We start from the raw sequence: 25,918 nt of genomic DNA on the forward strand, positions 1-25,918 counted from the left end.
CCTTAAGTATAACATAGAGGGAAGCTTTTTTAGAGAATAGATGATGGCGATCCAGCGTTCAAGGGTTTGGATTGCATGGACATAAAACCAAGTGAAGGAGGGTTTTGAGGATTAAATTTCATGGGAAAGCCCCCTTACCAGAGAGATAAGGGGATCATCATAAAACAGGAAGTCATGCTTTCCAAGTTTCGCTCAAAGCTATTTTCATGGTATCCCTGACAATCATGATTTCTTCATTAGTTGGGATGACCATGACTTTCACAGGGGAATAGGGTGCATTGATGAACGCTTCCTTACCTGAGGTGCGATTGAGATCCTCATCCCAATATACCCCCATGAATTCAAGCCCCTCCAAGATCCGCCCCCTGATGGTTTGACTGTTTTCACCGATGCCCGCTGTAAATATGATGCCGTCCACGCCTCCCATTTTTGCTGAATAGGAGCCTATGTACTTGTGAATCCGGTCTGCGAACACTTTAAGTGCGAGTTCAGCCCGCTCATTGCCTTTGTCGGCTTCAACTTGAATATCGCGCAGGTCGCTGGAAAATCCGGAAAGGGCCAGCATGCCGCTTTTCTTATTCAGGATATCCAGCACTTCATCTGCTGTCTTTCCCGTCTTTTCCATGATATAAGGAATCAGTGCAGGGTCGATGTTCCCTGAACGCGTTCCCATAGTAACACCGGCCAATGGCGTAAATCCCATTGATGTATCAATTGATTTGCCGCCCTTTATGGCCGTAATGCTTGCACCATTCCCCAAATGGCACGATATCAACCGAAGCTGTTCAATTGGGCGGCCAATCATTTCGGCAGCCCGCTGCGATACATATTTATGTGAAGTGCCATGAAATCCATACTTCCTTATTCCGTACTTTTCATAATATTCAAGAGGTAAGCTGTACAAATAGGAACCCGCCGCCATCGTTTGATGGAAGGCAGTGTCGAATACCGCAACAGCTGGCACATCTTCCAGTATTCGCCTGAAGGCTTTGATTCCGGTGATATTAGCGGGATTATGAAGGGGCGCCAACTCGGAAAGCTTTTCGAGTTCCACTATTACGTCCTCCGTAATCAAGACCGATTCCGTGAATATCTCACCGCCATGCACCACCCGATGCCCTACACCATCTATCTCTTCAAAGGAGTCAATGATGCGATGGTCAATCAGCTTTTTCAATAAAAGCCCTACAGCTATTTCATGATTGGGTATATCCATCGTTTCAGTAACCTTTTCGCCTACGACGCTTAAGGTAAATGCGGAATTTTTCAAGCCGATTCTTTCTACAAGACCTTTTGTAATTACATTTTCACAAGGCATCTCAAAAAGCTGGAACTTCAATGATGAGCTGCCCGCATTAATAGCCATGATTTTTGACATCCATCCTGCCCCTTTACTCTAAGCTAGTTCTTCCAATATTCATCGCAACGAAACGTGCAGTGTATTGTACAATCTTATCATGGCAGGCGAATCCAACCAAATAATAATGAAAAATTGCAAATAATCACTCTTTCAAAAAAAAAAAAAGAAAGCCAATGCCTGCGGCATCAGCTTTCATTGACTATTTTTCTTCTTTAAACCAATCGTCCATCTGTTGCATGACAGACCTGGTCGCTTCGAAATCCGACAACTTCGGAAGTTGTACGAGCAATGCCTTCTTCGGTGCTTCGATACCCTCTTTTTTCTTTTGGAGGATCAGGATGCTTTTCGCAGCCGCTTCACTCTTAAACATGGAAAGCGGCAGTTGCACCATCCCTTGGATATGTGTATGCTTCTTCAAGAAATCATTGAGTTTCGGAGCTTCCTCCGAGACGAACAGGTTATTCGGGACAATGAAGAATAGGTGTCCGCCATCCTTCGCGTGTTTAACACCTTGTTCAATAAACAAATGATGTGCATACGAATGTCCTTTATCGGCCTTCAATTCATACTCAGCTGCACGCACATCATTCGGGTAATAGCCTATCGGCAAATCACTGACCACAACATCTGAAGGATCGATGAAAAGCGGCTCCAAGCTGTCCTGGTTGAAAAATTCCAGCGGGTGTTCTTGCAGGTTGGCACCTGCATATGCAAGCCTGATCAAGGTTTCATCAATCTCGACACCATATGAAGCGATGTTTTTATCAGTAAGTTGATTCAAAATCGCAAATAGTAAATTCCCCGTTCCAATGGCAGGATCGAGCATGACTATCTCTTTTTGATCCTTGGTGAATTTACCGACTAAATAGCTGACGAACATGCCGACTGCATCAGGAGTCATATGATGATTCGGCTGAACGCTCTGCTGCATGCCTTTTAAAATAGCAAGCTGATAAGCTTTACGGATTGCTTCCTTCTCATATTTCTCCGGTGAAAAATCTGCATAATGCTTCACTAACCTTTTCTTCGATACTTCACTGATTTCCTCCTGCAGGACTTTCCCTTGGAAGAAATTCTCGCCCGTTTCACCAAGGGCATCCAGATACGTACATGATAGTTCGCTTTGCAGTATTTGGGCTGTTTCATCAAATTCATAAAATAATTGTTCAACTGGGGTAGACTTCACTTATTAATTCCTCCTGTTTGCTTCTGTCCCTATTTTAAAGGTAAGAAGTAAGAGATACAAGCCGTACGTCCTGCCTATCATTCTTCGTTTGTTTAACGTACTGCGCGCACTCCTTTTTCAAAAATTTCAACCACGCGTAATTAAAAAGTAAATGAAATACCGGATGGATAATTTGGACGCTGATTTTCCCTCCTGGCACTCGCTTTTCCCACCTGAGTCCCCTCCAATCAACTTTGTTATAAAATTTGCTTCGGGTCAGTTGATTTTGGAAAAACATTTCAAAGGTACGTTTTTCCGAAGTCCTTTTGTCTACAAAATGAAATAATAGGGGTGTTGCCCTGTATTTTTTATTTTGGAAAAGCTCAATGAATGCCCAAATAGAATAGCATACATGAGGTGGTGATTATTATGGATAATCAATATCAATACTATCATGGGCAGGTTAATCCGATAAATCAGCAACATGATACACAGTCAGAAGATGAAATTAACAGGCAACAACAAGGGTTTCAAGAAGCGTTTAGACAAGGGTATCGACAAGGATATCGACAAGGGTATAGGGATGGATACCGAGCAGGGCAACAAGCGGGGTTTCCAGGACATCATCAAAGACAAATGCCGTCGTGGCCTAATGAAATTGATATAAAAGTGGGTACACCTAATGGTCAAGAGTGGTCTGGCAAAATTGTTTTACCACTGAATCCGAGTTTGGAGCCATAACTAAACCAAGCATATAAAATAACATCCGTTAAATAAAGCTAAAACAAAAAACCGGGCACATAGCGCCCGGTTTCTTAGGATTGCATCTTATTTTGCCGCTTTAGCCGCTTCGATTGCACCTTCGTAATTTGGATGGTTCGTACCTTCACTCACATATTCAACATATGTGATTTCATCAGAGCTGTTCACTACGAATACAGAGCGGGCCAATAGACGAAGTTCCTGCATGACGACACCATATGCTTCACCGAATGATAGGTCACGGTGATCGGAAAGAACTTGAACATTGTCCAAGCCGCTTGCCGCACACCAGCGTTTTTGGGCGAAAGGAAGATCGTTACTGATCGTCAGTACTTTCACATTATCCAATTTTGCCGCTTCTTCATTGAATTTACGTGTCTGTGCATCACATACTCCTGTATCCACGGATGGAACCACACTGATAATGCGGACAGAACCTTTGGAGTCGCTTAATGTAACAGGTGATAAGTCATTTGCCAATACTGTAAAATCAGGTGCTTTGTCCCCAACTTTTAGTTCTTGTCCCACTAAAGTGATCGGGTTGTTTTTAAATGTAACTGAAGCCATTAATAATTCCTCCTTTTTATGCTATATGTACAAGCATAATCATATTTGTTTTACCGGAATTTTGCAATAAATTGAATTGGGAAATGTGAGACGTGCTTGCACATGTCCGACATCCAAGCCTTTTATGGTGTATTGGCAGACTGCAGCAAAAAGAAAACTCGGCGGGTGCCGAGTCACAGTTAGAAATCTATATCCTGTTTAGGTTCTTGGTACCTGTTTACAGCTGGTTGACTGCCGCCTTGATTACTGCCTTGATTTTGATTACTGTCTTTCTTGGATAGCATGGACTGAATTTTATCGACGACTTGAGGAGCTAAATCCATCATTTTTTCGAGAAGATGCGTCCCTTCATCCAGATGAATCATTTTCACCCCATGGGAACCGACAATCAAAAAGGCAATTGGTGTTATGGAAACCCCACCGCCGCTACCGCCGCCAAAAGGTTGCTTGGAACCACCTTGCTGTCCTTGATGGTTCCCATCCATCATAAATTCGCTGCCACCGGCTGCAAAACCAAATCCCACTTTGGATACGGTTAAAATGACACTTCCATCCGGAGTCTCCACCGGATCCCCGATGATCGTATTCACATCAACCATTTCTTTCAGATTTTCCATAGCTTCTTTCATTAAACCTTGGATCGGATGATCTGACATTTAAATTCCTCCACTCTAGAACGATTGTTTATTGGAATCACCTGATAGCTTCGCTAATTTCCTGGATTTGAAATGCGGCTTTCCGCCTTTCCAATAACGAAGCAGTTTTATTCCAGTCACCATAGCCTGCCCGATTCTAAATTGTAATATGCAGGAAATCTTCGTGTTTGCCTGCCATCTCTGAAAGTCGGGTGTAATGGAATAGGAGGGCATGATCCGGAAATTGAAATAGGTTGTCAGCACCCCGATGATCGAACCTTTAAGTGCCCAGCATGCTCCAGTTAAAACACCGGTGTGTGCAGCGTTTTTAGTACCGACCATACTATGCCAGGTGAATTTTTTGACTTGGACTTTCCCTGTGAATTGACGGAGGATCCCATGAAATCCGATTATATGCTGAAGCATTTCCAGACTGTCTGCGAATCCGTCACGCAAATCTTCTGCTGTGATTTTTTTCTTTTCTTCCTTTTTGGTATTTCCGTTCATTTCTTGCTCTTCCTTTACTACTATAGCTGCAGAATCATCTTCCATTTTGATGACCGGAACCTTGAATGTATAGTGAAAAAGCCCATGCCAAGCTGATAATTTAATATGTATTTGATCATTAGTTTGGATACGTTTGTAGTCGATGTACACTCTTACTTTAGTGAAAACAACAATCAGCAGCACCAATATGAGGATACCTATAATCAACAATAGCCACTTCATGCACCCACACCCCTTCAGCCTATCATTATCGGCATATGCAAAAAAAATAAACCTGCAAAAGCGAAAATTCCGCTCTTACAGATTTATGAATGGAAGAATCATCTTCTGATCAACACAACGCCCGTGTCTGCAAAGACATCATGCAAAGCCTGCTTTTTCGGTAAAAGGCCTGCCAAGAGATAGCCAATCCATGTGACTTTTGAAATATAGCGGCCAATCAGCTCCCTGAACAATATCGTCCCCCATGAAATGGTTTTTTTCTCTTCCTTCAATGCAACGACTTTCAGTCCAAAAATCATCTTGCCAAGGGTCTGGTTCAAGAATTTGGTCATTAAAACAAAATATAGGAAGAATACGACCCCCGTTAAGAAGCCCTCTGCGGAAAACCAGAGGTCATCTGTCCCTTCATAAAACTTGAAGATCGGATGAATCAAAATCCGGTTCAAACTTCCGATAACCAATAAATCTGCTAAATAGGCCCAAAACCTCATCCAAAAACCAGCAAAATGCACTTTCTTGACTCCGTCATCATCCACAGTCTTACTGGCTGGTGTAAATTCCTGCTGAACGGGAACCTCTTGATCTGCCATTAGATTGGATGAAGCGATTTGTTCATTGTTTTCATTTCGTTCCGTCATCCTTCAGCCCCCCTATTCCGCATACAAATACATTAAGCGTGGAGAATTTGAAGAGGAAAGGATTTTTGTCAAGACTGCCGTTTCCACATCATTTCCCAACATTTTTTGCGCACCCATACTGAATAATGAACCGAAACCTGCCTCATCTGTATAACGGATAACTTGAGCATCCTTTTTACCGATATCCGTTTTCATTGCGGCAATTACATCATCCAAATGACCGAAATCATCGATTAGATGGTTTTCTTTAGCCTGACGCCCATCATAAATGCGTCCATCGGCAATTTCCCTTACTTCCTTCTCTGTCATTCCGCGTCCGTCTGCAATGACTTTTACAAATTGATCATAAGAATTATTAATCATGTTCTGCAGTATTTCTCGTTCTTCCCCAGTCATTTCCCTGGTTGGACTCATTATATCTTTGTGTGGTCCGCTTTTGATGGTTTCGAACTCGACACCATACTTCTTGGCCAGCTTCTCGTAATTATACCCATGCATGATGACGCCTAGTGAACCCGTCATCGTTTCCGGGCTAGCATAAATCTTATCGGCTGGTGCAGAAATATAATATCCGCCTGAAGCCGCCATTGATCCCATGGAAACATAAACAGGTTTTTTCACTTTCTTGATATCTAGGATCTTGTCATAGATCTCTGCACTTTCGACGACACCGCCGCCTGGAGAATTCACCCGAAGGATGATTCCTTTGATATCATCATTTTCCTCTGCCATCTTCAGCTTATCCATGAAGGCCCGGTGATTATATGTTGCTGAACTAAGTAATGAGGCTTCTCCTGTATCTTGAATCGTGCCCTCTACATCAAATACGGCAATAACATTTGAGAAATCATCACCTTCTATGACTTCCTCGTTAAATGCACTTTCGGAAGCAAATAATTCATCAATGATATTTTCCGTATCCGCTGTAAATAGAGTCGTAGCCGCCCCAACAGCAATAGAGACAAAAAATAAAACGGCTGCGATTCCAAGTGCCGCCCAACGCTTTCCATTCATCTGTTTTCCCCCTTAAATATATGTATCCTTCTTACCATACGAACTAATGACAAAAATGTTTCATTCCATGATAAACTAAGACATATAAAATTGTAGCAAAGAATCCTCAAATTGGAAATGCATTGGTCCATTATGCACAAATTGCATTTATCGTAAACAGGATAAAGAAAGCCCTTTCATCACCATACATACTAGGGGGGAACATGATGAACACTCGAAGGAATATTTATTTTTTCCATGCACCGAATGCAGAGATGATTAGCAAGGTAGAATACTTGTCGGACTTGGCTAATCAACATTCGTATGAAGTCATCCAGGATTTCACGAAAGCAAACATCATCGTAAGCATCGGTGATGACGGCACATTCCTGCAGGCAGCCCGGAAAACCGGATTCAGGGATGACTGTTTATATGCGGGCATTTCCACCACAGGTAACTTGAATATGTATTGCGATTTCCACTTGGAAGACAGTGATAAAATGATCGATGCCATGACAAAAGAGCAAATCGAGGTCCGTAAATACCCAACCATCGCTATCCAATTGGACGATCAACCCTCCTTTTATGCCCTTAATGAACTCAGTATCCGGTCTTCCATCACCAAAACGTTCATCATGGATATTTTCATCGATCAACTCCATTTTGAAACTTTTCGCGGGGACGGAATCATCATTGCGACTCCGACTGGAAGCACCGCCTATAATAAATCGGTCAATGGATCTGTTGTCGATCCCCTCCTCCCTTGCTTTCAAGTGAGCGAGCTTGCTTCCGTCAATAATAATACCTATCGGACCCTAGGTTCCTCATTTATTTTAAGCGGTGATAAGACGTTGACCGTCCACCTTGAAGAAAACGGACCAAGCTATCCGATCATCGGAATGGACAATGAAGCACTAAGTATCAATCATGTCGAAAAAGTAAAGGTCCGGTTAAGCGGTAAAGTCATCAAGACCGTTAAATTAAAAGACAATTCCTTTTGGGAAAAGGTTAAAAGGACCTTTCTATGAACTAAAAAAGGTACCGGGTATGGTAACCGGTACCTTTAAATATGATAAAAATCTTTCGTATTTTGATAAAGGATTTCATAGACATCCTCAATCGGCAATCCTTTAATCGAAGCAATCTGGCGCACACTGTCATGCATCATGCCGGGATGGGTCCATTTCCCATTGAAAACCCCTTCAAACGGCCATGGTCCATCCGTTTCAATCATCATCAGCTTAAGTGGGTATTCCGAAACCAATACCTGTATTTCCCTCTCATAACAAACATCAGGAGTAATCGAAATGCGATAGTCCTTTTCGGCCATTCTTTCGACTGTCCGGATATCGCCTTTAAACCAATGAAAGTGTGCCTTTGTGATTTGATGCTTATCCAAAAGGTCGCAAACGATGGGTGCATCGTCATGTACGGCATGGAGGATAACCGGCTTTTCAACCTCTTTAGCTAAGGTCAGGAACCTCTCCAGTATCGCTATATACGCTGACTTATCAATATCGGGATTTTCCTGCCTTAAATAATAGGGCAGCCCAACCTCACCTATGGCAACCATATCTTGATGATGTTCCCGCATCCAGTTCAAAAGTTCGTTCACTTCTTCATCACTTGGGAGGGGCTGCTCAGGATGAAAACCAAAGGCAGGCTTTATTCGTGAATCCTTCAGTGAGAGCTGATAATTATTAATCGAAGAAGCCAAATTCATGGAAACAGACAGTAAGGATTCCATATGAACCTTTTCCATGTCAGTCAGAATCTGCTTCCGCTTAACAACGTCATACCTGTCCAAATGGATATGACTGTCGATGATCCTCAAGTTTAATCGCCTCCCTTAAGTAGAAATAGTTGGCTTCAGCGCTGCATATAAGTCTCTCTTCAAATGAAAAAACTCATCACTAAGAAGCTGTTCTTCACTTCTTGGCCTTGGAAATGGAATTTCCACTTCTTTGATGACAGCAGCCGGTTTTGCTGATAACACATAGATTCTATCTGAAAGGAAAACTGCTTCATCTATGCTATGTGTAACAAATAGCACCGACCTCCGATTTTCTTCCCAAACCGACAATAGCCATTTTTGCATTTGCAATCTTGTCAGTTCATCCAAGGCAGAAAAGGGTTCGTCCAGGCACATCAAGTCCTGTGGACTTAAGATACTCCGGATGAATGCGGCCCTTTGCTTCATGCCTCCAGATAATTCATGCGGATATGCTTTCTCGTACTCTTCTAATCCGGCTTTCATCAATAGGGCTTTTGCCTTTTCTTTATCTCTGATCCCAGCAAGTTCACTTCCAAGCAAAACATTTTCCACTACCGTCCTCCAAGGTAAAAGGGAAGGCTGCTGAGGCATATAGCTGATATGGCCCTTTAAGCCGTTTATCTTTTTGGCACCCAGTGAAATGATTCCCTGATCCGGCTTCAAAATGCCGCCGATCAAGTGGAACAATGTACTTTTACCGCTGCCTGATGGCCCAAGGATCGTGACAAATTCCCCTTCATCCACATGGAAATTCATATTCTCCAATATATTCTGTTTACCATCGAAAGAATAGGAGACATCTTTAATTTCCAGATTCATCCCTTTTCCCCTCCTTTCTCTTCCAAGAAACTAAGTATTTCTCCAGGACGGTGATGATTCCAAAAAAGATCAGGCTCATTCCCATGATGATGAAAATGGCAACAAACACCCGATCTGTCCTGAACGCAGAGGAAGCGAGAGTCATATAAACACCAATCCCCGATTTTGCTCCAAGCCATTCCGAAATAACCGCACCCATTACACTATAGGTGGCCGAAATTTTCAGGCCGGAGAAAATGAACGGAATCGAGTGAGGAAGTTCCAGCTTCCAAAATAACTGGCTTTTTCCCGCTCCCATCATCTTGAAATAATGCTTAAGTTCGTACGGTGTCTGGCGTAAACCATCCAATGATGCAACCGCAACCGGAAAAAAACATACAAGCGATATCACGATTAACTTAGGCAGCATGCCAAAGCCAAACCAGATCACCAAGAGCGGCGCCAGAACAATGATGGGTATATTTTGTGATAGTATGAGCAGAGGATAAACCGCATCCTTCACACCTGGAAATAGGCGTAAGATTGCCGCGATCAATAAGCCGATGCAGCTTCCAATAAAAAAACCCGACAACGCAAGCTCGGTTGTGGATATAAGGTGTCCGTATAGATTGCTGGACGACTCAATTCCTTCAATGAAAATGGCCGATGGAGCGGGAAACAGCCATTCTTCGACTTTCAATAAAACTGTCACTGACTCCCATACTATCAGCAACAATAATAAAAGAAAGAAGGGAGCCCCCTTCTTCCAAATTCCCCTTCCGTTCATGCCCTATATTTCTCCGTTAACGTATCCATCGTTATCCCGCTTGGCTGATATAATATTTTCACTTGGGAAATGACATTCGGCGATCCTATTTCAATCATTCTTACATTCATTTTTTCTATCACGGCAAAAAGTTCGGAAAGCTCACCCTCCATTGTCGTTTCAAGCGGGTGAACCTCATACTTGACACCTGATTCTTCAATGATCTTGATTGCTTCATCGACCATGGGGATGACATTTTCCCCTTTAGGAATGATCTGTATGCTAATTAATGAGTTGGCCATTGTATTTCCTCCTATTTTGGTAAAAATTCATTTGTAAATGCCTTTTCAGGATTGAAATCACCTTCAAGAAGCTTATTTTCAGTCATCCAATCACTGTAATTCTTCCAAATTGCAAGCTTTTGCTCACCCCATCGCGGAGCATCATCCTGATACTTGTCTGCCAGCCACTCCTGGCTTTTCTTCACTAGTTTTGCATCAAGATCCGGTGCAGATTTAATTAACATGTCCGCTGCATCATCAGGATTCTTGATCGCAAACTGGTACCCTTTCGAAGCTGCATGTACGAATGCTTTAACAGTCTCCGGATCTTCTTTTATCATCTTTTCATTCGTAGTCAATACAGGCGTATAGTAATCAAGCTTATCAGAGTATTCGGTTAAGTAAACCATATTAAGCTTTTCATTTCGCAATTCAGCCTCAATCCCTGTCCATCCATAATAAATCCAGGCAAAATCTATATCCCTTTTAACCGAAGTGAAAAAATCCGTGTCTCCTGTATTGACTATATCCACTTTATTTACATCCGCATTTTCTTTTTTCATGAGTGAATCAATGATGGCCTTTTCAACCGGAGACCCCCAGCCACCATACGTTTTCCCTTCAAAATCCTTGGGAGTTTTAATGTTCTTTGCCTCAGGTGAAGCGAATCCCGAGGTATTATGCTGGATGACGGCAGCTACCGAAACAATCGGCACGCCCTGCACGCGGGCCTGCGTTATGCCCTCCTGGTAACTCACGCCAAATTCAGATTTCCCTGAAGCGACAAGCTTATCAGCCCCGGCTTCACCTGGCATGATGATTTCCACATCAAGACCTTGTTCTTTAAAATAACCTTTTTCCTTGGCTACATACAATCCTGTATGGTTTGTATTAGGTGTCCAATCGAGCACGACCGATACTTTTTTTAATTTTTCATTTCCTTCATTTTTAGATGCTTCTTCTTTTTCATTAGTTCCGCCTGCACCGCATCCAGCCAAAAGGAACAACGAAGTTAACAGTGGCAAGAATTTATTCAAGTCATTATCCTCCTACACATCATATAAGATCCATATGCCGGAACCATAATGGGGCTCCAGGGTTTATTCAAATACTGGATGAAAAAGCAAAAAACGCCCGAAGATGGATTCGGACGTTAACATACAAAACAGAAAGTCAGTAATAATATGTTCCCTCCGCTGGCATCATCCAGATCAGGTTCAAAGAGTCAGCATCTAAAGGATGCAATCTCAGCCAGCAGTACTGGCCCCCCTACATTTCTCGTACATATGAACTTTTCTCTCTCATTATATCAATTCATGGGGAAAAAGGAATACTAATTTGCTTCTTCTCGCTAATCGGAGAGGTATTCCTGCACTCTAGGATTTCTAGCAAAACATCTTTTGGAATAAAAGCAAAAAAAATTCTGCCTCTTTTCATTCCAATCATTCTCAGCTGTCACGTTCCAAATAGTCAATTCAAAGCTTGCATTCATATAATGAGCATTATATGTAAACATTTTTGTTTACCGGTTTTATAAACCGTTCATTTCATAAGTAAAAGGTGGATATGATCATGATAAAGATTAATCACAAACGGTTAGATGTCAGTCAAATCCAACCAGGAATAGTATCTGCGAAATCACTTGAAATCGTCCAATTGCTGGCGGAGGATTCCAACATTTTTGAATATCGGAACTTTAGAATGTTTAATTTCGAGATACAACTGAGGAACCGGGTCATTGCGGCAGCTATTGCGTTGGATAAAAGTAATGCAGAATTTTCCACACTTGAAGAATCGGCATCCAATCAACAATATTGGCACCTTTCAAAGGATGGCACCTTTACCCTTCAGCCAGGGGTTCTCCCTCATGCTGCACTCGTTGATATTTTCATAAATGGAGGGCTTTATGCTTTTGAATGCGGGACTGCAATAGTCGTCACTTTTTTAAAGGCCATTTTGGATTTGATCGGCCCTAGGAATTTCGACGACCTTTTTTCAAACCTAGTTTTATATGACTGGCACCCTCCACAAAATATGGAACTCATTGTTCATAAAGGAAGGGATTATTTACCAGGTGATTGCCTTTACTTCAAAAACCCTGAGCACGACCTGGCAACTCCTGAATGGCAAGGTGAAAATGCCATATTATTAGGAAAAGACCTCTTATATGGCCATGGGATCGGGATTACCAGTTCACAGGGAATCATCGATGAATTAAATAGCAATAGAAAGCCGTTCGCCACCATATCGGCATTCCTGACAGATCATATCATTTTCCTGGATAGTTCCTTCTATAGTCAATTCCAACAAAATATCCCCCGTGCAAAGTCCGATTACAGTCCTGTCAGCCTTTCCAATTGTATTGTATCAGAAATAGGTTCGAGTTTTTACCTTTCATGACCCGGGCATTTTCTCCTAACCGGCATAAAAAAATGCTTGGAGAGAAATCTCCGAGCATTTTTTGTTATTCACGCACCAATATTCCCTTTGCCTTTGAACCTGCGGGCACTTGCCTGACCCCATTTCGTTATGGATAATGTATAAACAGCCAAGGCTGACCATATGAACAAAAAGGCTAAAAGGTGTGCTTTGGTAAAACTTTCATGATAGACGAATACCCCGATCAATAAAGATAAGGTCGGAGCGATATACTGAAAAATGCCAAGCATCGATAACGGGATCTTCTCCGCCCCTTTCGCAAAATATAAAAGAGGCAATGCCGTGACAATCCCGCCGCCCACCAACAGCAAGCTTGTACTTCCCTCTGTAAAGAATTGCATTTCTGATTGGTTCATCAAGTATATCAGGTAACCCAGGGCAAGAGGCGTTACCATCATCGTTTCGAGCGTCAGCCCGATCGCCGATTCGGCCTTGATCATTTTTTTTGCCAGACCGTATAATCCGAACGTCATGGCCAAAACAAGAGAGATCCACGGGATGGTGCCGAAATGAATGCCAAGGATCAAGACTCCGATTCCTGCAAGCAGGAATGAAATGATTTGGGCCCGGCTCAGTTTTTCTTTTAAGACTATCACTCCCAATAGTACACTGACTAGCGGATTGATATAATATCCAAGGCTCGTGTCGAGGATCCGTCCTGAGTTAACGGCCCAGATGAACACTCCCCAATTAGCTGTAACAAGCAGTGACGCCGTTAGTAATGCCGTAAAGAGTTTGGGATTTCCCATTATGTTTTTGACATAATCAAGAAACGCTTGCCATTTTTTCATGAACATCAATAAAACCAGCATGAACACGAAAGACCATAATACCCTCTGAGCTAAAATTTCTGTTGCACCGACTCCCTGAAGGAACTTCCAGTAAATCGGCACGACTCCCCACATCATGTAAGAAAGGGCTGCATAGATTGCCCCTTCTCTTTGTTCATCCACTTTCATAACAAGCCTTCTTTCCATTTACATTCCTTTATCTAATTCCATCTAATAATTTTGTATTTCCATTTCTTTTTTTGCAACTGTTATTTTTTATCATACATGATTTTGTCATCGATGACCGTCATGACCGCCTCTGCTTGTAGGAGATCATCCGGCGCCACAGCAAAAACATCCAGATTAAATACGGTAAAATCGGCATCGTACCCTTCATTGATCACACCGCGGCGCTTTTCCTGGCCGATTGCTGCAGCACTCCCTTTTGTATACAGTGAGAAAGCCTCGTATACGGAAAGCCTTTCGCCCAAGCCATATACGGTCGGGTCCTCACTGTTGATTTTCTTCCTTGTGATAGCTGCATGAATGCCCAAAATTGGATTTAATGGTTCAATGGGTGCATCCGACCCTCCCGCACAAATGATGCCCAAATTCAAATAGGTTTTCCAGGCATAGGAGGATTCCAGTAGATCGGCTGGAACCTTTTCTTCCACCCACGGAAAATCGGAAGGGACGAAACCCGGCTGGATATCAAAGATTACCGGCAGTTTTGCCGCCCGCTCCAACAGCTCCGGCCGGACAATCTGCGCATGGATGAGCCGGTCCCTCTGCCCCTTTATTGGCGGGAGGGCTTCTACTGCATTCAGGACGTATTCAAAAGCGAGATCGCCAATCGCATGTACAGCAATCGGCATTCCGGCATCCCTTGCTTTTTTCACCCATTCCTGAAGCTCGTTTTCAGTGAATATCGCGACTCCATTCGTATCCTTTTGATCTACATAAGGCTCGCTCAACAGAGCTGTGCGGCCGCCCAAGGAGCCGTCGGTAAATATCTTCATGCTGTCAAATTTGATATATCGCGTACCTTTCTGATAGCCGCCGCCTGCTGCCAGCATTTCTTCAAACGCTTTGTGATGGACGAGCAAATTGGCGCGAAAGGCCATTCCCCGGTCCTCGATAACCGATTTAAACGCCTGATATGCCGGCATGAAGCCATTGTAATAATAAAGGTCTTCGGTATGCCCCCCTGTCAAACCTAGCTTATATGCGTCTTCTATGGCCTCTGTGAGCGCGTTTTCGATATACTCTTGATCAATCCCGGGAAGTCTGTCTAAAATAAAGTTCTGCGCTTGACTTTCTTTAAATAAACCATTTAAACGCCCGTCAGGATAACGGCAGATCACCCCGCCTGTAGGTTCCTTTATATCTTCTTTAATATCCGCTTCCAATAGGGCGCGGGAATTGACCACCAAGGCATGACGGCAAATCCTTTTCAATACGATGGGATGTTCTGTCGATATCTCGTCAAGCTCATCCCGTAATATCAATTCAGGACTCGGCCATTCATTTTCATTCCATCCTTCGGCAACAATCCACTTTCCGGCCGGGGTTTTTGAGCACTTTTCCTTCAAGGATTTCAAGATGGCCTCCCTGCTATCCATCAAAGAGAGGTCTAAACGAAGCAGCCTTTCACCATGCCCGACCAAATGAAGGTGACTATCCACTAACCCCGGCAGCATCGTTTGTCCATTTAAGTCGATTTCCCTGGAAATATTGCCGGCATATTCATTTTTCAAATAGTCCTGGCTGCCGGTATCAACAATTACCCCCTTTTCAGTGAAGACTGCCTTCACTTGATCGTTTTCTTTAATCATCGTATAAATCGACCCATTGAACCATAACGTTCCCATTCCGGCTTTACACTCCTTATTAAATGATTGTTACTGTGCAGATATGCAGTAAGTGTACCATCTCATATCACGGAATCCCATATTTATGCTTTTATCCAAGTACCTGTAATAAAAAAAACGCCAGCCGTTGGGGCTGACGGTAATGCTTTCAATCAATTGTTAAGGAGTGCTTCTTCCCTTTTCCGTAAATCCACCCGTTTGATTTTACCTGATGTCGTTTTGGGCAGTTCTTCTAAAAATTCGATTTTCCTTGGATATTTATATGGGGCAGTCAATTCCTTCACGTGCGTTTGGAGCGTCTGGATCAAGCCTTGACTGTTCGGATCGATATCCTCCATCAAGACTACATATGCCTTGACCACATTTCCCCTTATTTCATCAGGACTTGCTATAACGGCACACTCTTTAACAAATGGATGCTTCACGAGTGCATCTTCCACTTCAAACGGTCCAATCGTATATCCCGAGCTGATGATGATATCATCAGATCGACCCTCAAACCAGAAATAACCATCTTCATCCTTTTTCGCTTGGTCACCGGTAATATAATAGTCCCCGCGGAACTGCTGTGATGTCCGCTCCGGATCTTTAAAATATTCTTTAAATAGAGCAGGTGTATCTACATGTACGGCAATATCCCCCACTACGCCAGGAGAACAAGGTTTGCCTGAATCATCAATGATTTCCACATGGTTGCCCGGAGTCGGTTTGCCCATGGAGCCCAATTTAATATCCATGCCTTTCGTTACCCCTACCAACAGGGTATTTTCGGTCTGTCCATAACCATCACGCACTTCAATATGGAAATGGTTTTTAAAGACCTCGAACACTTTTTGATTTAAAGGCTCTCCCGCTGATACAGCACTATGAAGATGGGATAAATCATAGTCATCAAGGTTATCCGCCTTTGCCATCAATCGATACTCGGTCGGCGTGCAGCATAATGCATTCACTTTGTAGTCCTGAAGCAGCTGAAGATATTTTTTCGCCTCGAACTTCCCATGATAGGCAAGACCGGTCGCTCCCGTTCCTAGAACCGCCAGGAAAGGACTCCAGATCCACTTTTGCCACCCTGGGCCTGCCGTTGCCCAAACCACATCCGTTTCGCTTATGCCAAGCCAGTTTGCCGCAGACGTTTTCAAATGGGCATAAGCCCATCCATGTGTATGGACGACCCCTTTTGGATTTCCTGTCGTTCCGGAAGTATATGATAAGAACGCCATATCCTCACTCTTCGTGTCGGCCATGGGCAGCTGATCTGATTCCTCATCGGCAAGCTCATTCAAATCCAGCCAATTTTCGATTCGTTTTCCGATTGAAAATTTGAGGAGGCTTTCCGCCCCTTCTACTTCATTCAATTCATGAGTATATTCATGGTAACTGATGATTCCTTTGACATCACCATGGTTGACTCGATACTGCAAGTCCTTCGCACGAAGCATTTCGGAACAAGGTATGACAATCATGCCAATTTTCAATGCGGCTAAATACACTTGATAAGCTTCCACCAAACGAGGGATTATGATAAGGACCGTATCACCTTTACCCAGTCCTTTTTTCTTGAAGGCATTTCCGATTTTATTTGCACTTTTTAATAAGTTCTCATATGTAAGTTGTTTTTTATCCCCGTTTTCGTTCTCCCAGAGGACGGCAACTTTTTCTGGATCTTTTGCAAAACGTTCCATTTCACTAACTAAGTTGTAATGTTCCGGAGCCAATAAGTCTTCACGCTTCATATTCTTCCCCTCCAATTATGAACTCTTAGTACCTACTCATTATACAAGATACTTCTCTAATATTTCTATTTATTTTTACAATTAAATAAAGAGAGTGGGTGTTAGAACCCGCCCTCTGTAGACTGTAGTCAAATTCGATGAACATCCAGTTTTCACTAAAAAAACCGTTCCAGTTGATTTCAGAAATCCGCCGACTGTCTGCCAAGCCTCATCAAAGCAAGCGTCTGTGGGGTCTCGGCCTGCCAGTTTTTCAAGCAGGGGTGTCGCAAATTTCTTCAATCCTGTGAGTTTTCATTTAACAATGAAATACCCAAAGTGTAATCATTTCTTAATCAAAGTTAGGGATGAGACCAAACTATAGTTTTTTCTTAAAAAAACAATCCAGTTGATTGGAACGGAAGGTACGAGACTCCTGCGGGAAAAGCGTGTCCAAGGGAGACCCCACAGGCGCAAAGAGCGCCGAGGAGGCTCCCGGACCGCCCGCGGAAAGCGAGTGCCTGGAGAGGAAACCAACGTCCTAGCTGATTTCATATTATATAAAACAGTTAAAAATCATGTAGTATATCTAAATCTTGTTTAATATAATGGTTCACACTTTATCGGCCGCCACGAATTTTGTCAACAAAAATAAAGAGAGCGGGTGTTAGAACCCGCTCTCTGTAGCCATGTTTATTAAATTATCTGTTGAATCCTCCGCCTAATTGTTGTTCAGCCATTTGAACAAGGCGTTTTGTGATTTCTCCACCAACTGAACCGTTAGCGCGAGATGTTGTGTCGGCACCAAGTTGTACGCCGAATTCTGAAGCGATTTCATATTTCATTTGCTCTAGAGCTTGTTCAACTCCAGGTACCAATAATTCGTTTGAGCTGTTGTTGTTTGCCATGTGTTTTTCACCTCCTTGTGATTATAGAGTGTGTTAAAACACATGGCTTCATTCGCACAATTTTATTGGTAATTACAGGATATTAAAATAGGTCTTCCATCGCTTCTTCCTTATCGAAAGTCTGACCAGGTTTAACCGTTAATATTTCAGTTTCGGAGACCGCTTTTTCAATCAAGGATTCAAAGTCGACGAAGCTTTCATAGTAATTGACTTTTTCACGTTTCGGTTTCGTTTTTGGGCTTGCCGGCGTAAAGACCGTACAGCAATCCTCGTACGGCAGATTGGATATTTCAAAAGTATCGAGCTCTCTCGCAATTTTGATGATTTCTGTCTTATCCATGGTAATCAGCGGACGCAGGATCGGTGTATTCGTCACCTCATTGATGGCAAACATGCTGCTCATCGTCTGGCTCGCAACCTGTCCAAGGCTTTCACCGGTAATCAGTGCCATGGCTTCTTCCTTTTCACGGATTCGATCGGCGACCCGCATCATTAAACGCCGGGTTGTAGTCATTGAGTAGTTTTCCGGGATTTGTTTTTGAATCAATAATTGGATTTCCGTAAATGGAACGATATGCACTTTCATGCTTCCATTTATTTCTGCAAGCTTGCCTGCCAAATCAATGACCTTTTGGCGTGAACGTTCGCTTGTGAACGGCGGGCTATAAAAATGGATCGCTTCCACGTCCAATCCCCGTTTCATCGAAAGGAATCCCGCAACAGGGCTATCAATCCCGCCTGAAAGCATCAGCATCGCCTTCCCGCTTGAACCGAATGGAAGACCGCCTGCCCCCTGGATGATTTCACCTGTCAAATACACGGCTTCGCGTCTCACTTCCACTAGCAGGTTCAAATCAGGGTTCTTTACATCCACTTTTAAATCTTCTGTATTTCGAAGTAAATGCCCGCCGATTGCCCTGTTAATTTCATCTGTATTATATGGAAAATCCTTATCCGCGCGTTTTGTCGTGATTTTGAACGTGTTCACCTCTTCAAGAGTATGATTAAGATAATACAGTGCTGCATTTTTCATCACTTCCAGATCACGCTCTATTTTTATTGCAGGGCTTAATGACTGAATTCCAAAAATGCCTTTCAACCGCTCAATGACAGGCTTATGGTCCGCACCGTTCAGGAGAACGTACATCCGCTCCCTGTTGGCAGTGAGCACTACACCTTCTATATCTTTTAAACTCCAGCGGATATGTGCCTTCATTTTGTCTACAAAGCCTTTGCGGTTTCTTTTTTTCGTGGAGATTTCTCCATAACGGATAATTATATGATCAAATTTCATTTTGCAACCCTCATTATTTTTTCTAAATTAGCGACTATTTTCTGTATCGCCGCCAGAACTTGCTTTGCTTCTTCCATTTCATTTCCATAGGTAGTACTGATCCGGATGACGCTTTCGGAACGGGCTGTATTATGGAACATTGCATCCACCGTTTTGCTTACCGTCCTTTTTTTCGAAGAACAGGCACTGGTCGTCGAAACATATATTCCTTCCGATTCAAGTGCATGCAGCAATACCTCGGATTTAAGCCCCGGAACGGAAAAATTCACAATATGGGGTGCACCCTCTTCAGGACTGTTAACCATTACCCCGTCCATTTCCTTCAAGCCTTTATATAAATATGTTTTGATTTGCTGCAGCTTATCAAGATACAGCAATTGATTGTTCATGCTAATACGCAAAGCCTTCGATAGGGCGACGATTCCTGCAACATTTTCAGTGCCGCTCCTGATTTTCGTTTCTTGATTGCCACCATGGAAAAGCGGATCGACCCGAACGCCTTCACGAACATAAAGGATGCCCGTCCCCTTCAAGCCGTGAACCTTATGGCCGGAAATTGTACATAAATCCACATTGGCTTCGCGCAATGATAACGAAACTTTGCCTGTTCCCTGTACATTATCGACATGAAAGAGCACGTTTGGGTATTGTTTTAACAATTTGCCAATTTCAGCAATCGGCTGTATCGAGCCAACTTCATTATTAACATGCATGACGGAAACCAAAATGGTATCTTCCCTCAATGCTTCCTTAAGATCCGTTACATCAATTTGCCCACATTCGTTAACGGGAAGATATGTGATCTCATAGCCCATTTTCGTCAATGATTGGCATGCATCTTCAACAGAAGGATGTTCAATCGCAGTCGTGATTATGTGTTTGCCGCGATTTCCCTGAGATTGGGCGGCCCCTTTGATGGCAAGATTATTTCCTTCCGTCCCCCCGGAAGTGAAATATATTTCCGAACTCTTCACCTTTAGTAAATCAGCGACCTGCTTTCTTGCAGCGGAAAGCAGTTTTTCGGATTGCACCCCAAGTCCATGAAGCGAAGAGGGATTCCCGAAATAGTCCGAAGTAACCTTCATGAATGATTCGATTACTTCGGGATATGGTTTTGTTGTTGCACTATTATCAAAATAAATCATGGGTTCACCTTCCATGTTTTTGTATCTATGATGGTCACTCTACTGAATATAAGTTTGAATGTTGCTGTTGCAACTTCTAATATTAACATAATTGAATTTGAAAGAGAATGTAAAACACTGGTCCACTGAAATGATAGGAGACCTGCTTTTTTTAGTCCCGCAGAACGATTTAACTTCCTGCCTAGTCTATTGCAGCGTCCTGTAAAAGAAAAAACCCGCCATGGCGGGTTTTTTAGGAAAGGACTTCTTCTATGTTCGTCCCGATTTTTCGTAAACTGCCTGGGTCGACCTTTTCTATGGCCGTGGCTGCCGTTTCCAAGGCGGCTTGATATTCGTAGCTTCGGAATTTGGCCTCGGCCTCCCTAAGGCTCTCGGCTACCATATCGTGACTGCTGCGATAGCGATTTCCGAATTGGATCACCTTTTCGGCCAAATACATATGTTCAATCAATTCATTGGCTTTTTCGTGGACCTTATTCACCTGTTGAACCGCCTTTTCCAAGTAAATATAAACAGCGGCCATGTCAAGCGGCTTTTCTTCAAGTTTCCCCTGAACATCGTCCATGCTTTCTTTGGCGTCCTGAAGCACCACTTTATATTCTTCTGGAAGACCTGGAATATTGCTTTTTGCAATTAAACGTCCAGTATCGACCATTTTGCGCTTCAATTCGGCCAATGCATCCCTGGCATCCATTTCATCTTTTCGCAAAGCCTGTAATTTAAGGGTAAAGTCTTTCTGATTTTCCTGCAATTCCTTCAGCTGTTCCGACAGTCCCTGCATCTCTTCGCTGATAAGGGAGCTTGCCATCACATTATCCTCCATTTTCAAGACAAGCAATTGATGGCGTTTCGAAATCTGGGCAATCTGCTTTTCCATTTTCCGTTGTGCATCAAGCTCATTTTCCGTCAAATGATAGGTGTGTTGAACATGTATGGTTTCAACTTTAAGTTTATCGTTTTCATATTCAAGGTCACTTAACGTTTTTCTGAGAACTTCATCATTTTTCAAGATATACTGTTTTGAAAGTACTTCTTTTTCCAAAAGGTCATAAAGAACCTCGATGCTTTCGCGCATTTCTTTAATGCCTTTTTCCACGGCTTCCGTTTCGGCATTGTCCAATTGTGTTTTATAAAGTTCCAGTTCTTCCTCAAGCCGTGATATTTCCTGCTCGAATTGGATATGGCTCAACAGATACCCTTGTCCTGACATCTCCTCATAACCATCCTTCAATTCCTGAAGCTGGGAATGCAGCTCTGATTGGCTATCCAACAATAATTTTGGGAGCATTTCCATTTTAACTGACAGAACCGCCAATTTTTCCTTAATGGATAGAACTAGCTCCCTCGCATTCAAATAATTGCCGTTCACGGTCTCTTCTTCATACTTCTGGAGGATTTGCAATACTTCATCCAAGGAATTTTCCAGCTTATCAGCCGCTTTCCCATAATTATGCCTGTGCGCAAGCAGGGATTTCTTCAATTGACGGTAGGATTCTTTGATATCCTCAATTTCCAATCGATTCTTTTCCTCACTGCCTACGAGTTCATTCAGTTCATATAAGATCTTTTTGATCATTTCCTCGATTTCATTCAGCTTGACTGTAATTTTGCGCTGTACCTCTTTTGATCGGCTGAAACGGTATTTATCGACGAATTCCTCGGCATCGAATAAAAGCTCTTCGACTTCGGGCATATGATCCGTAATGATGGCGTCCCATTCAATTCGCCAGTTTTCGAACATTTCCTCTGTTTCACCTGTCATGTTCAATTGTTTGACTTTAGAAAGCTCTTCCAGCACGGGGCGGTGCGTGATGCTTATTTTCCAGGATTCCAGTCGATCGATTTCTTTAAAATATCTCTTTTTGAAAAAATAACCCCAAATGATGAAAATCAAAATTAATACAATTACCCCAATTATGTAATCCATGGTAAGCCCCCTGTTCTAGTCCTTACAGTCTTGCTCGTTTATATATCAATTTTATAAATGTTAAATTTAATGCTTTTATGATACCATGTTAGCAATAATTTTTGACGAGAAAAATGATTTTTTTGTAGAAAATTGCTACAAATACCTGTTTTTTGGGAGGGAAGAACCATGAAAGCTGACGGTCATGTGCACACTCCGTTTTGTCCACACGGCTCTACGGATAAATTCGATGAATATATTACGCGGGGAATCGAGCTAGGATTAAAGGAAATCACATTTACGGAACATGCTCCATTGCCAAGGAATTTTCAAGATCCTACGCCTGAAAAAGACAGCGGCATGGACGCTGCCCTGCTCCTGGATTACTTTCAAGAGCTCCGCGTACTGAAAGAACGCTATAAAGACAAAATCCTGATCAAAACAGGCCTGGAGGTTGACTTTATAGAGGGGTATGAAAATGAAACAAAAGCATTCCTCGACGAAATCGGTGAATTCCTTGATGATAGTATACTTTCCGTCCACTTCATCAAGCATCAAAACAGTTGGCATTGCATCGATTTCAGCGATGATGGGTTTAGTGAGATTGCCAATGAACTAGGTTCAGTGGAATCGGTTTATACCAAATATTACGATACACTGGAAAAATCAATAGAAGCTGATTTAGGCATATATAAACCAAAACGGATCGGGCACATTACGCTTGTCCATAAATTCCAGCATCGATATCCGCCGGCATCAAGTTTTGACGAGCGGGTTTACAAGGTTCTCGATATGATCAAGGATCAAAGGTATGAACTGGATTATAATGGAGCCGGGCTTGTAAAGCCGCTATGCGGTGAGCCCTATCCCCCTGAACGATTTGCAAAACGTGCTTTAGATCTCGGCATTCCGCTTATTTACGGTTCCGATGCCCATCAGGCTAAAGATTTGGGTCAGGGCCATCAGGCACTGATTGCAGGGTATAAAGGATAACTCATGTATACACTTCAGGCCGGCCGGCTAACAGTGGCTGGAAGTCTTCGGCATTGAAAAGGGTATCTTGCAGAAAACGTCCGACTTCATTGGCATAAATATTCGTGTAATAGGCTTCCTGCGGGAAGACGTGAAGCACCTCCATCGCATAATGGGTATGCAGGACAGGGGCCGTCAATAAACCCTTCAACTGCAGCATATACATGGGAACGGATACTTGCTGGAAACTCCTGCTCTTGATTCCTTGTTCCAAAATATATTGAAAATAAGACTTTTCCTTAGTAAAATAAGTCGAATGAATTTCGCGGTTTAAATTGGAATCTAGTGAAGATTCCCCATATATGAACCGTGCAGCAAGGAAGTTTTCCCTCTGGAAAGCGAGAATATCCTTTACAAGATTCATCAAGCAATGTTGCGGGCCTTTAAGTTCGAGCAATGTCATGTTCTTCTCAAGGACCAGGATATACTCTTCTAAATAGGAAATGAAGCAGAATTCCAGCAACCCCTGTTTATTCTTGAAATAGTAGGCAATATTTGCAGCGTTCACTTTCGCTTTATTTGCAATATCCCGTATGGATGTAGCATGATAGCCTTTTAAATGAAATAAATGCAATGCAGCTTCCACAATGGCTTGTTTCGTTGGCGTCTGGCGATTCATTCAGGCAATCCCTCGCTTTCTTTGAGACAAGTCTTGTGGACTACTTCTTCACGGAAGAGCCTGAATCCTTTAGTAATTTCTCGACAATTTCCCAACAATAAAGCATCATGATTAGATAGTGCTGTAAAAATATGCGGAAGACAGGTGAACGCTTTTGTTTAATGTCGAAATGTATCAAGGAAAAAAAGAAAAAAACTATGAACTGGTCCAAAAACAACTACTTGCCTTAATCGAAGATGAAACGAACCGGATAGCAAATTTAAGCAATGCGGCAGCTTTACTTAATCTGTTTCTCGATGAGATTAACTGGGTAGGTTTTTATTTATATGAAGAAGGCCAATTAATTCTAGGACCCTTTCAAGGTCTTCCAGCCTGTGTCCGCATTCCAATGGGCAAGGGCGTATGCGGGACTTCAGCTGCAACTGAAACAACCCTGCGTGTAGAGGATGTCCATCAATTCCCTGGACATATCGCCTGCGATGCGGCATCAAGATCTGAAATTGTCATACCGCTCATGAAGGATGGCAAATTGCTCGGTGTCCTCGATATCGACAGCCCGATAACGGACCGTTTCGATGAAATGGATCAGCATGGACTGGAGAAGTTCGCTGAAATCCTTTCCAATCATCTATAAAGTAAAAGGGAGCGGCAAACCTTGCCTGCTCCCTTTTCCATTACTTGTACATGTACCCGTTCCTTCCTGAATTCAGCGACCATTTTGACATTTTCAGCAAAGAAACAGGATTGAACCACCCATGGCATAGGCACCCAAGAAATGTCTCAAACCATCCATAATTTTTGGATTCATTACCTCATTACGCTTACAATGGAAAAAACCTCTCTATAAAATTGCATTTTTTTAATATATTGTCTTTCCTCCTGTGATTCTCTTTATCCATTCCTTAATTAATCACAACTGTCCTTGACTCATTGAGCAGAATATTATACAATACTCCTTGTGTAAAATATTGCAGCCTATGTGACAGCCTTTATGTTCTCATTTTGTTCCTCAATACAGAGGTGTATCTCGTAACTCTCTGCTGCTAGGGCGAAGGTACATGAAAACAAAATGGTCATGATCGTACATTCACACGGTTTTTATTTTACCAAAATAAAAACATTTAAAGGAGGAGTCATCCTATGGCTCGTTATACTGGCCCAAGCTGGAAACTATCCCGTCGTTTAGGAATTTCCCTAACAGGTACTGGTAAAGAATTAGAAAAACGCCCTTATGCTCCAGGACAACATGGTCCTAACCAACGCAGAAAAATTTCTGAATACGGAATGCAACTGCAAGAGAAACAAAAACTTCGTCACATGTACGGAATCACTGAACGTCAATTCCGTTCAATGTTCGACCGTGCTGGCAAACTTAAAGGTGTTCATGGTGAAAACTTCATGATTCTTCTTGAATCACGTCTTGACAACCTAGTTTACCGTCTTGGTTTAGCTCGTACACGTCGTCAAGCACGTCAACTTGTTAACCACGGTCACATCACTGTAGACGGAGGCCGCGTAGACATTCCATCTTACAAAGTGACTCTTGGACAAACAATCGCAGTTCGTGAAAAATCACGCAACTTCTCAATCATCAAAGAATCAGTTGAAGCAACTAACTTCGTTCCTGATTTCCTTACTTTCGATGCTGAGAAATTAGAAGGTACTTTCACTCGTTTACCAGAACGTTCTGAATTGCCTGCTGAAATTAACGAAGCTCTTATCGTTGAGTTCTACTCTCGTTAATAACTTCAAAA

At 42.6% G+C, this 25,918-nt stretch carries 26 protein-coding genes and 1 riboswitch; of the genes, 6 read left to right on the forward strand and 20 right to left on the reverse strand.

Going from position 1 to position 25,918, the window contains the following annotated elements; all coding sequences use genetic code 11:
* Positions 1-172 precede the first annotated feature (172 nt).
* Positions 173-1,378 carry an acetate/propionate family kinase gene (locus JNUCC41_RS01505; protein WP_192206058.1) on the reverse strand — a complete coding sequence of 402 codons (1,206 nt, stop codon included), beginning with the start codon at positions 1,376-1,378 and terminating at the stop codon, positions 173-175.
* A 181-nt stretch (positions 1,379-1,559) separates the two neighbouring features.
* On the reverse strand, positions 1,560-2,546 hold the full coding sequence (locus tag JNUCC41_RS01510; protein ID WP_076364715.1) for a class I SAM-dependent methyltransferase: 987 nt from the start codon (positions 2,544-2,546) through the stop codon (positions 1,560-1,562).
* A gap of 408 nt (positions 2,547-2,954) precedes the next feature.
* Between JNUCC41_RS01510 and JNUCC41_RS01515 the strand changes: the two genes are divergently transcribed.
* Complete coding sequence (locus JNUCC41_RS01515; protein ID WP_192206059.1) at positions 2,955-3,266, forward strand: FliH/SctL family protein; 312 nt, start codon at positions 2,955-2,957, stop codon at positions 3,264-3,266.
* An 87-nt stretch (positions 3,267-3,353) separates the two neighbouring features.
* On the opposite strand, the gene tpx is transcribed toward JNUCC41_RS01515, so the two are convergent.
* The 5 genes from tpx to sppA all read right to left on the reverse strand — a co-directional run bounded on the left by tpx (position 3,354) and on the right by sppA (position 6,870).
* The gene (gene tpx / locus JNUCC41_RS01520) at positions 3,354-3,854 is read right to left on the reverse strand and encodes a thiol peroxidase (RefSeq protein WP_034309176.1); all 501 of its coding nucleotides are present in this window, start codon (positions 3,852-3,854) and stop codon (positions 3,354-3,356) included.
* Positions 3,855-4,033: 179 nt separating this feature from the next.
* Positions 4,034-4,510: a GerW family sporulation protein gene (gene ytfJ / locus JNUCC41_RS01525; RefSeq protein WP_192206060.1), complete on the reverse strand. Its 477-nt coding sequence runs from the start codon at positions 4,508-4,510 to the stop codon at positions 4,034-4,036.
* A gap of 15 nt (positions 4,511-4,525) precedes the next feature.
* A complete protein-coding gene (locus JNUCC41_RS01530; RefSeq protein ID WP_192206061.1) occupies positions 4,526-5,218 on the reverse strand; it encodes a DUF2953 domain-containing protein in 693 nt (230 codons plus the stop codon).
* A 98-nt stretch (positions 5,219-5,316) separates the two neighbouring features.
* Entirely contained in the window at positions 5,317-5,856 is a 540-nt protein-coding gene (locus tag JNUCC41_RS01535) for an RDD family protein (protein WP_228467486.1), read from the reverse strand.
* 12 nt (positions 5,857-5,868) lie between these two features.
* Positions 5,869-6,870 carry a signal peptide peptidase SppA gene (sppA, locus tag JNUCC41_RS01540; RefSeq protein ID WP_192206062.1) on the reverse strand — a complete coding sequence of 334 codons (1,002 nt, stop codon included), beginning with the start codon at positions 6,868-6,870 and terminating at the stop codon, positions 5,869-5,871.
* 206 nt (positions 6,871-7,076) lie between these two features.
* On the opposite strand from sppA, the gene JNUCC41_RS01545 reads away from it, so the two are divergent.
* Positions 7,077-7,877, forward strand: coding sequence for an NAD kinase (locus JNUCC41_RS01545; protein ID WP_192207996.1), 801 nt, complete (start codon positions 7,077-7,079; stop codon positions 7,875-7,877).
* A gap of 35 nt (positions 7,878-7,912) precedes the next feature.
* Here the strand turns inward: JNUCC41_RS01545 and JNUCC41_RS01550 are convergent, their stop codons facing one another.
* The 5 genes from JNUCC41_RS01550 to JNUCC41_RS01570 are packed head-to-tail and all read right to left on the reverse strand — an operon-like array spanning position 7,913 to position 11,505.
* A complete protein-coding gene (locus tag JNUCC41_RS01550; protein ID WP_192206063.1) occupies positions 7,913-8,683 on the reverse strand; it encodes a TatD family hydrolase in 771 nt (256 codons plus the stop codon).
* Between the two features lie 15 nt (positions 8,684-8,698).
* On the reverse strand, positions 8,699-9,442 hold the full coding sequence (locus JNUCC41_RS01555; protein WP_192206064.1) for an ABC transporter ATP-binding protein: 744 nt from the start codon (positions 9,440-9,442) through the stop codon (positions 8,699-8,701).
* On the reverse strand, positions 9,426-10,208 hold the full coding sequence (locus JNUCC41_RS01560) for an ABC transporter permease (protein WP_192206065.1): 783 nt from the start codon (positions 10,206-10,208) through the stop codon (positions 9,426-9,428). The genes JNUCC41_RS01555 and JNUCC41_RS01560 overlap by 17 nt, the downstream gene beginning before the upstream one ends.
* Positions 10,205-10,489, reverse strand: coding sequence for a thiamine-binding protein (locus JNUCC41_RS01565; RefSeq protein ID WP_034309193.1), 285 nt, complete (start codon positions 10,487-10,489; stop codon positions 10,205-10,207). Before JNUCC41_RS01565 ends, JNUCC41_RS01560 begins: the two co-directional genes overlap by 4 nt.
* Before the next feature lie 11 nt (positions 10,490-10,500).
* Positions 10,501-11,505, reverse strand: a complete 1,005-nt coding sequence (locus JNUCC41_RS01570; RefSeq protein WP_192206066.1) for an ABC transporter substrate-binding protein — start codon at positions 11,503-11,505, stop codon at positions 10,501-10,503.
* Positions 11,506-11,639: 134 nt separating this feature from the next.
* Positions 11,640-11,749: riboswitch (TPP riboswitch) on the reverse strand.
* A 291-nt stretch (positions 11,750-12,040) separates the two neighbouring features.
* Between JNUCC41_RS01570 and JNUCC41_RS01575 the strand changes: the two genes are divergently transcribed.
* Entirely contained in the window at positions 12,041-12,868 is an 828-nt protein-coding gene (locus JNUCC41_RS01575) for a protein-glutamine gamma-glutamyltransferase (protein WP_228467488.1), read from the forward strand.
* A 68-nt stretch (positions 12,869-12,936) separates the two neighbouring features.
* Here the strand turns inward: JNUCC41_RS01575 and rarD are convergent, their stop codons facing one another.
* The 7 genes from rarD to ezrA form a co-directional block, all read right to left on the reverse strand.
* Positions 12,937-13,866 carry an EamA family transporter RarD gene (gene rarD / locus JNUCC41_RS01580; protein ID WP_192206067.1) on the reverse strand — a complete coding sequence of 310 codons (930 nt, stop codon included), beginning with the start codon at positions 13,864-13,866 and terminating at the stop codon, positions 12,937-12,939.
* Positions 13,867-13,946: 80 nt separating this feature from the next.
* Complete coding sequence (locus JNUCC41_RS01585; protein ID WP_192206068.1) at positions 13,947-15,548, reverse strand: amidohydrolase; 1,602 nt, start codon at positions 15,546-15,548, stop codon at positions 13,947-13,949.
* A gap of 152 nt (positions 15,549-15,700) precedes the next feature.
* On the reverse strand, positions 15,701-17,284 hold the full coding sequence (gene mbcS, locus JNUCC41_RS01590) for an acyl-CoA synthetase MbcS (protein ID WP_192206069.1): 1,584 nt from the start codon (positions 17,282-17,284) through the stop codon (positions 15,701-15,703).
* Positions 17,285-17,961: 677 nt separating this feature from the next.
* A complete protein-coding gene (locus tag JNUCC41_RS01595; protein WP_125160175.1) occupies positions 17,962-18,168 on the reverse strand; it encodes an alpha/beta-type small acid-soluble spore protein in 207 nt (68 codons plus the stop codon).
* 82 nt (positions 18,169-18,250) lie between these two features.
* Entirely contained in the window at positions 18,251-19,462 is a 1,212-nt protein-coding gene (gene thiI / locus JNUCC41_RS01600) for a tRNA uracil 4-sulfurtransferase ThiI (protein ID WP_192206070.1), read from the reverse strand.
* Entirely contained in the window at positions 19,459-20,607 is a 1,149-nt protein-coding gene (locus JNUCC41_RS01605) for a cysteine desulfurase family protein (protein WP_192206071.1), read from the reverse strand. The genes thiI and JNUCC41_RS01605 overlap by 4 nt, the downstream gene beginning before the upstream one ends.
* A gap of 232 nt (positions 20,608-20,839) precedes the next feature.
* On the reverse strand, positions 20,840-22,534 hold the full coding sequence (ezrA, locus tag JNUCC41_RS01610) for a septation ring formation regulator EzrA (RefSeq protein WP_192206072.1): 1,695 nt from the start codon (positions 22,532-22,534) through the stop codon (positions 20,840-20,842).
* A 168-nt stretch (positions 22,535-22,702) separates the two neighbouring features.
* Here ezrA and hisJ point away from each other — a divergent pair, with 168 nt between their 5' ends.
* Positions 22,703-23,506 carry a histidinol-phosphatase HisJ gene (hisJ, locus tag JNUCC41_RS01615; protein WP_192206073.1) on the forward strand — a complete coding sequence of 268 codons (804 nt, stop codon included), beginning with the start codon at positions 22,703-22,705 and terminating at the stop codon, positions 23,504-23,506.
* 1 nt (position 23,507) lies between these two features.
* Here hisJ and refZ read toward each other — a convergent pair whose 3' ends face one another.
* Positions 23,508-24,164 carry a forespore capture DNA-binding protein RefZ gene (gene refZ / locus JNUCC41_RS01620; RefSeq protein WP_192206074.1) on the reverse strand — a complete coding sequence of 219 codons (657 nt, stop codon included), beginning with the start codon at positions 24,162-24,164 and terminating at the stop codon, positions 23,508-23,510.
* Positions 24,165-24,318: 154 nt separating this feature from the next.
* Here refZ and JNUCC41_RS01625 point away from each other — a divergent pair, with 154 nt between their 5' ends.
* Positions 24,319-24,798 carry a GAF domain-containing protein gene (locus JNUCC41_RS01625; protein WP_192206075.1) on the forward strand — a complete coding sequence of 160 codons (480 nt, stop codon included), beginning with the start codon at positions 24,319-24,321 and terminating at the stop codon, positions 24,796-24,798.
* Between the two features lie 506 nt (positions 24,799-25,304).
* A complete protein-coding gene (rpsD, locus tag JNUCC41_RS01630) occupies positions 25,305-25,907 on the forward strand; it encodes a 30S ribosomal protein S4 (RefSeq protein ID WP_192206076.1) in 603 nt (200 codons plus the stop codon).
* Positions 25,908-25,918 lie beyond the last annotated feature (11 nt).

Origin of the sequence: Brevibacillus sp. JNUCC-41 (assembly GCF_014844095.1) — a bacterium.
GTDB classification, from domain to species: Bacteria; Bacillota; Bacilli; order Bacillales; family DSM-1321; genus Peribacillus; species Peribacillus aracenensis.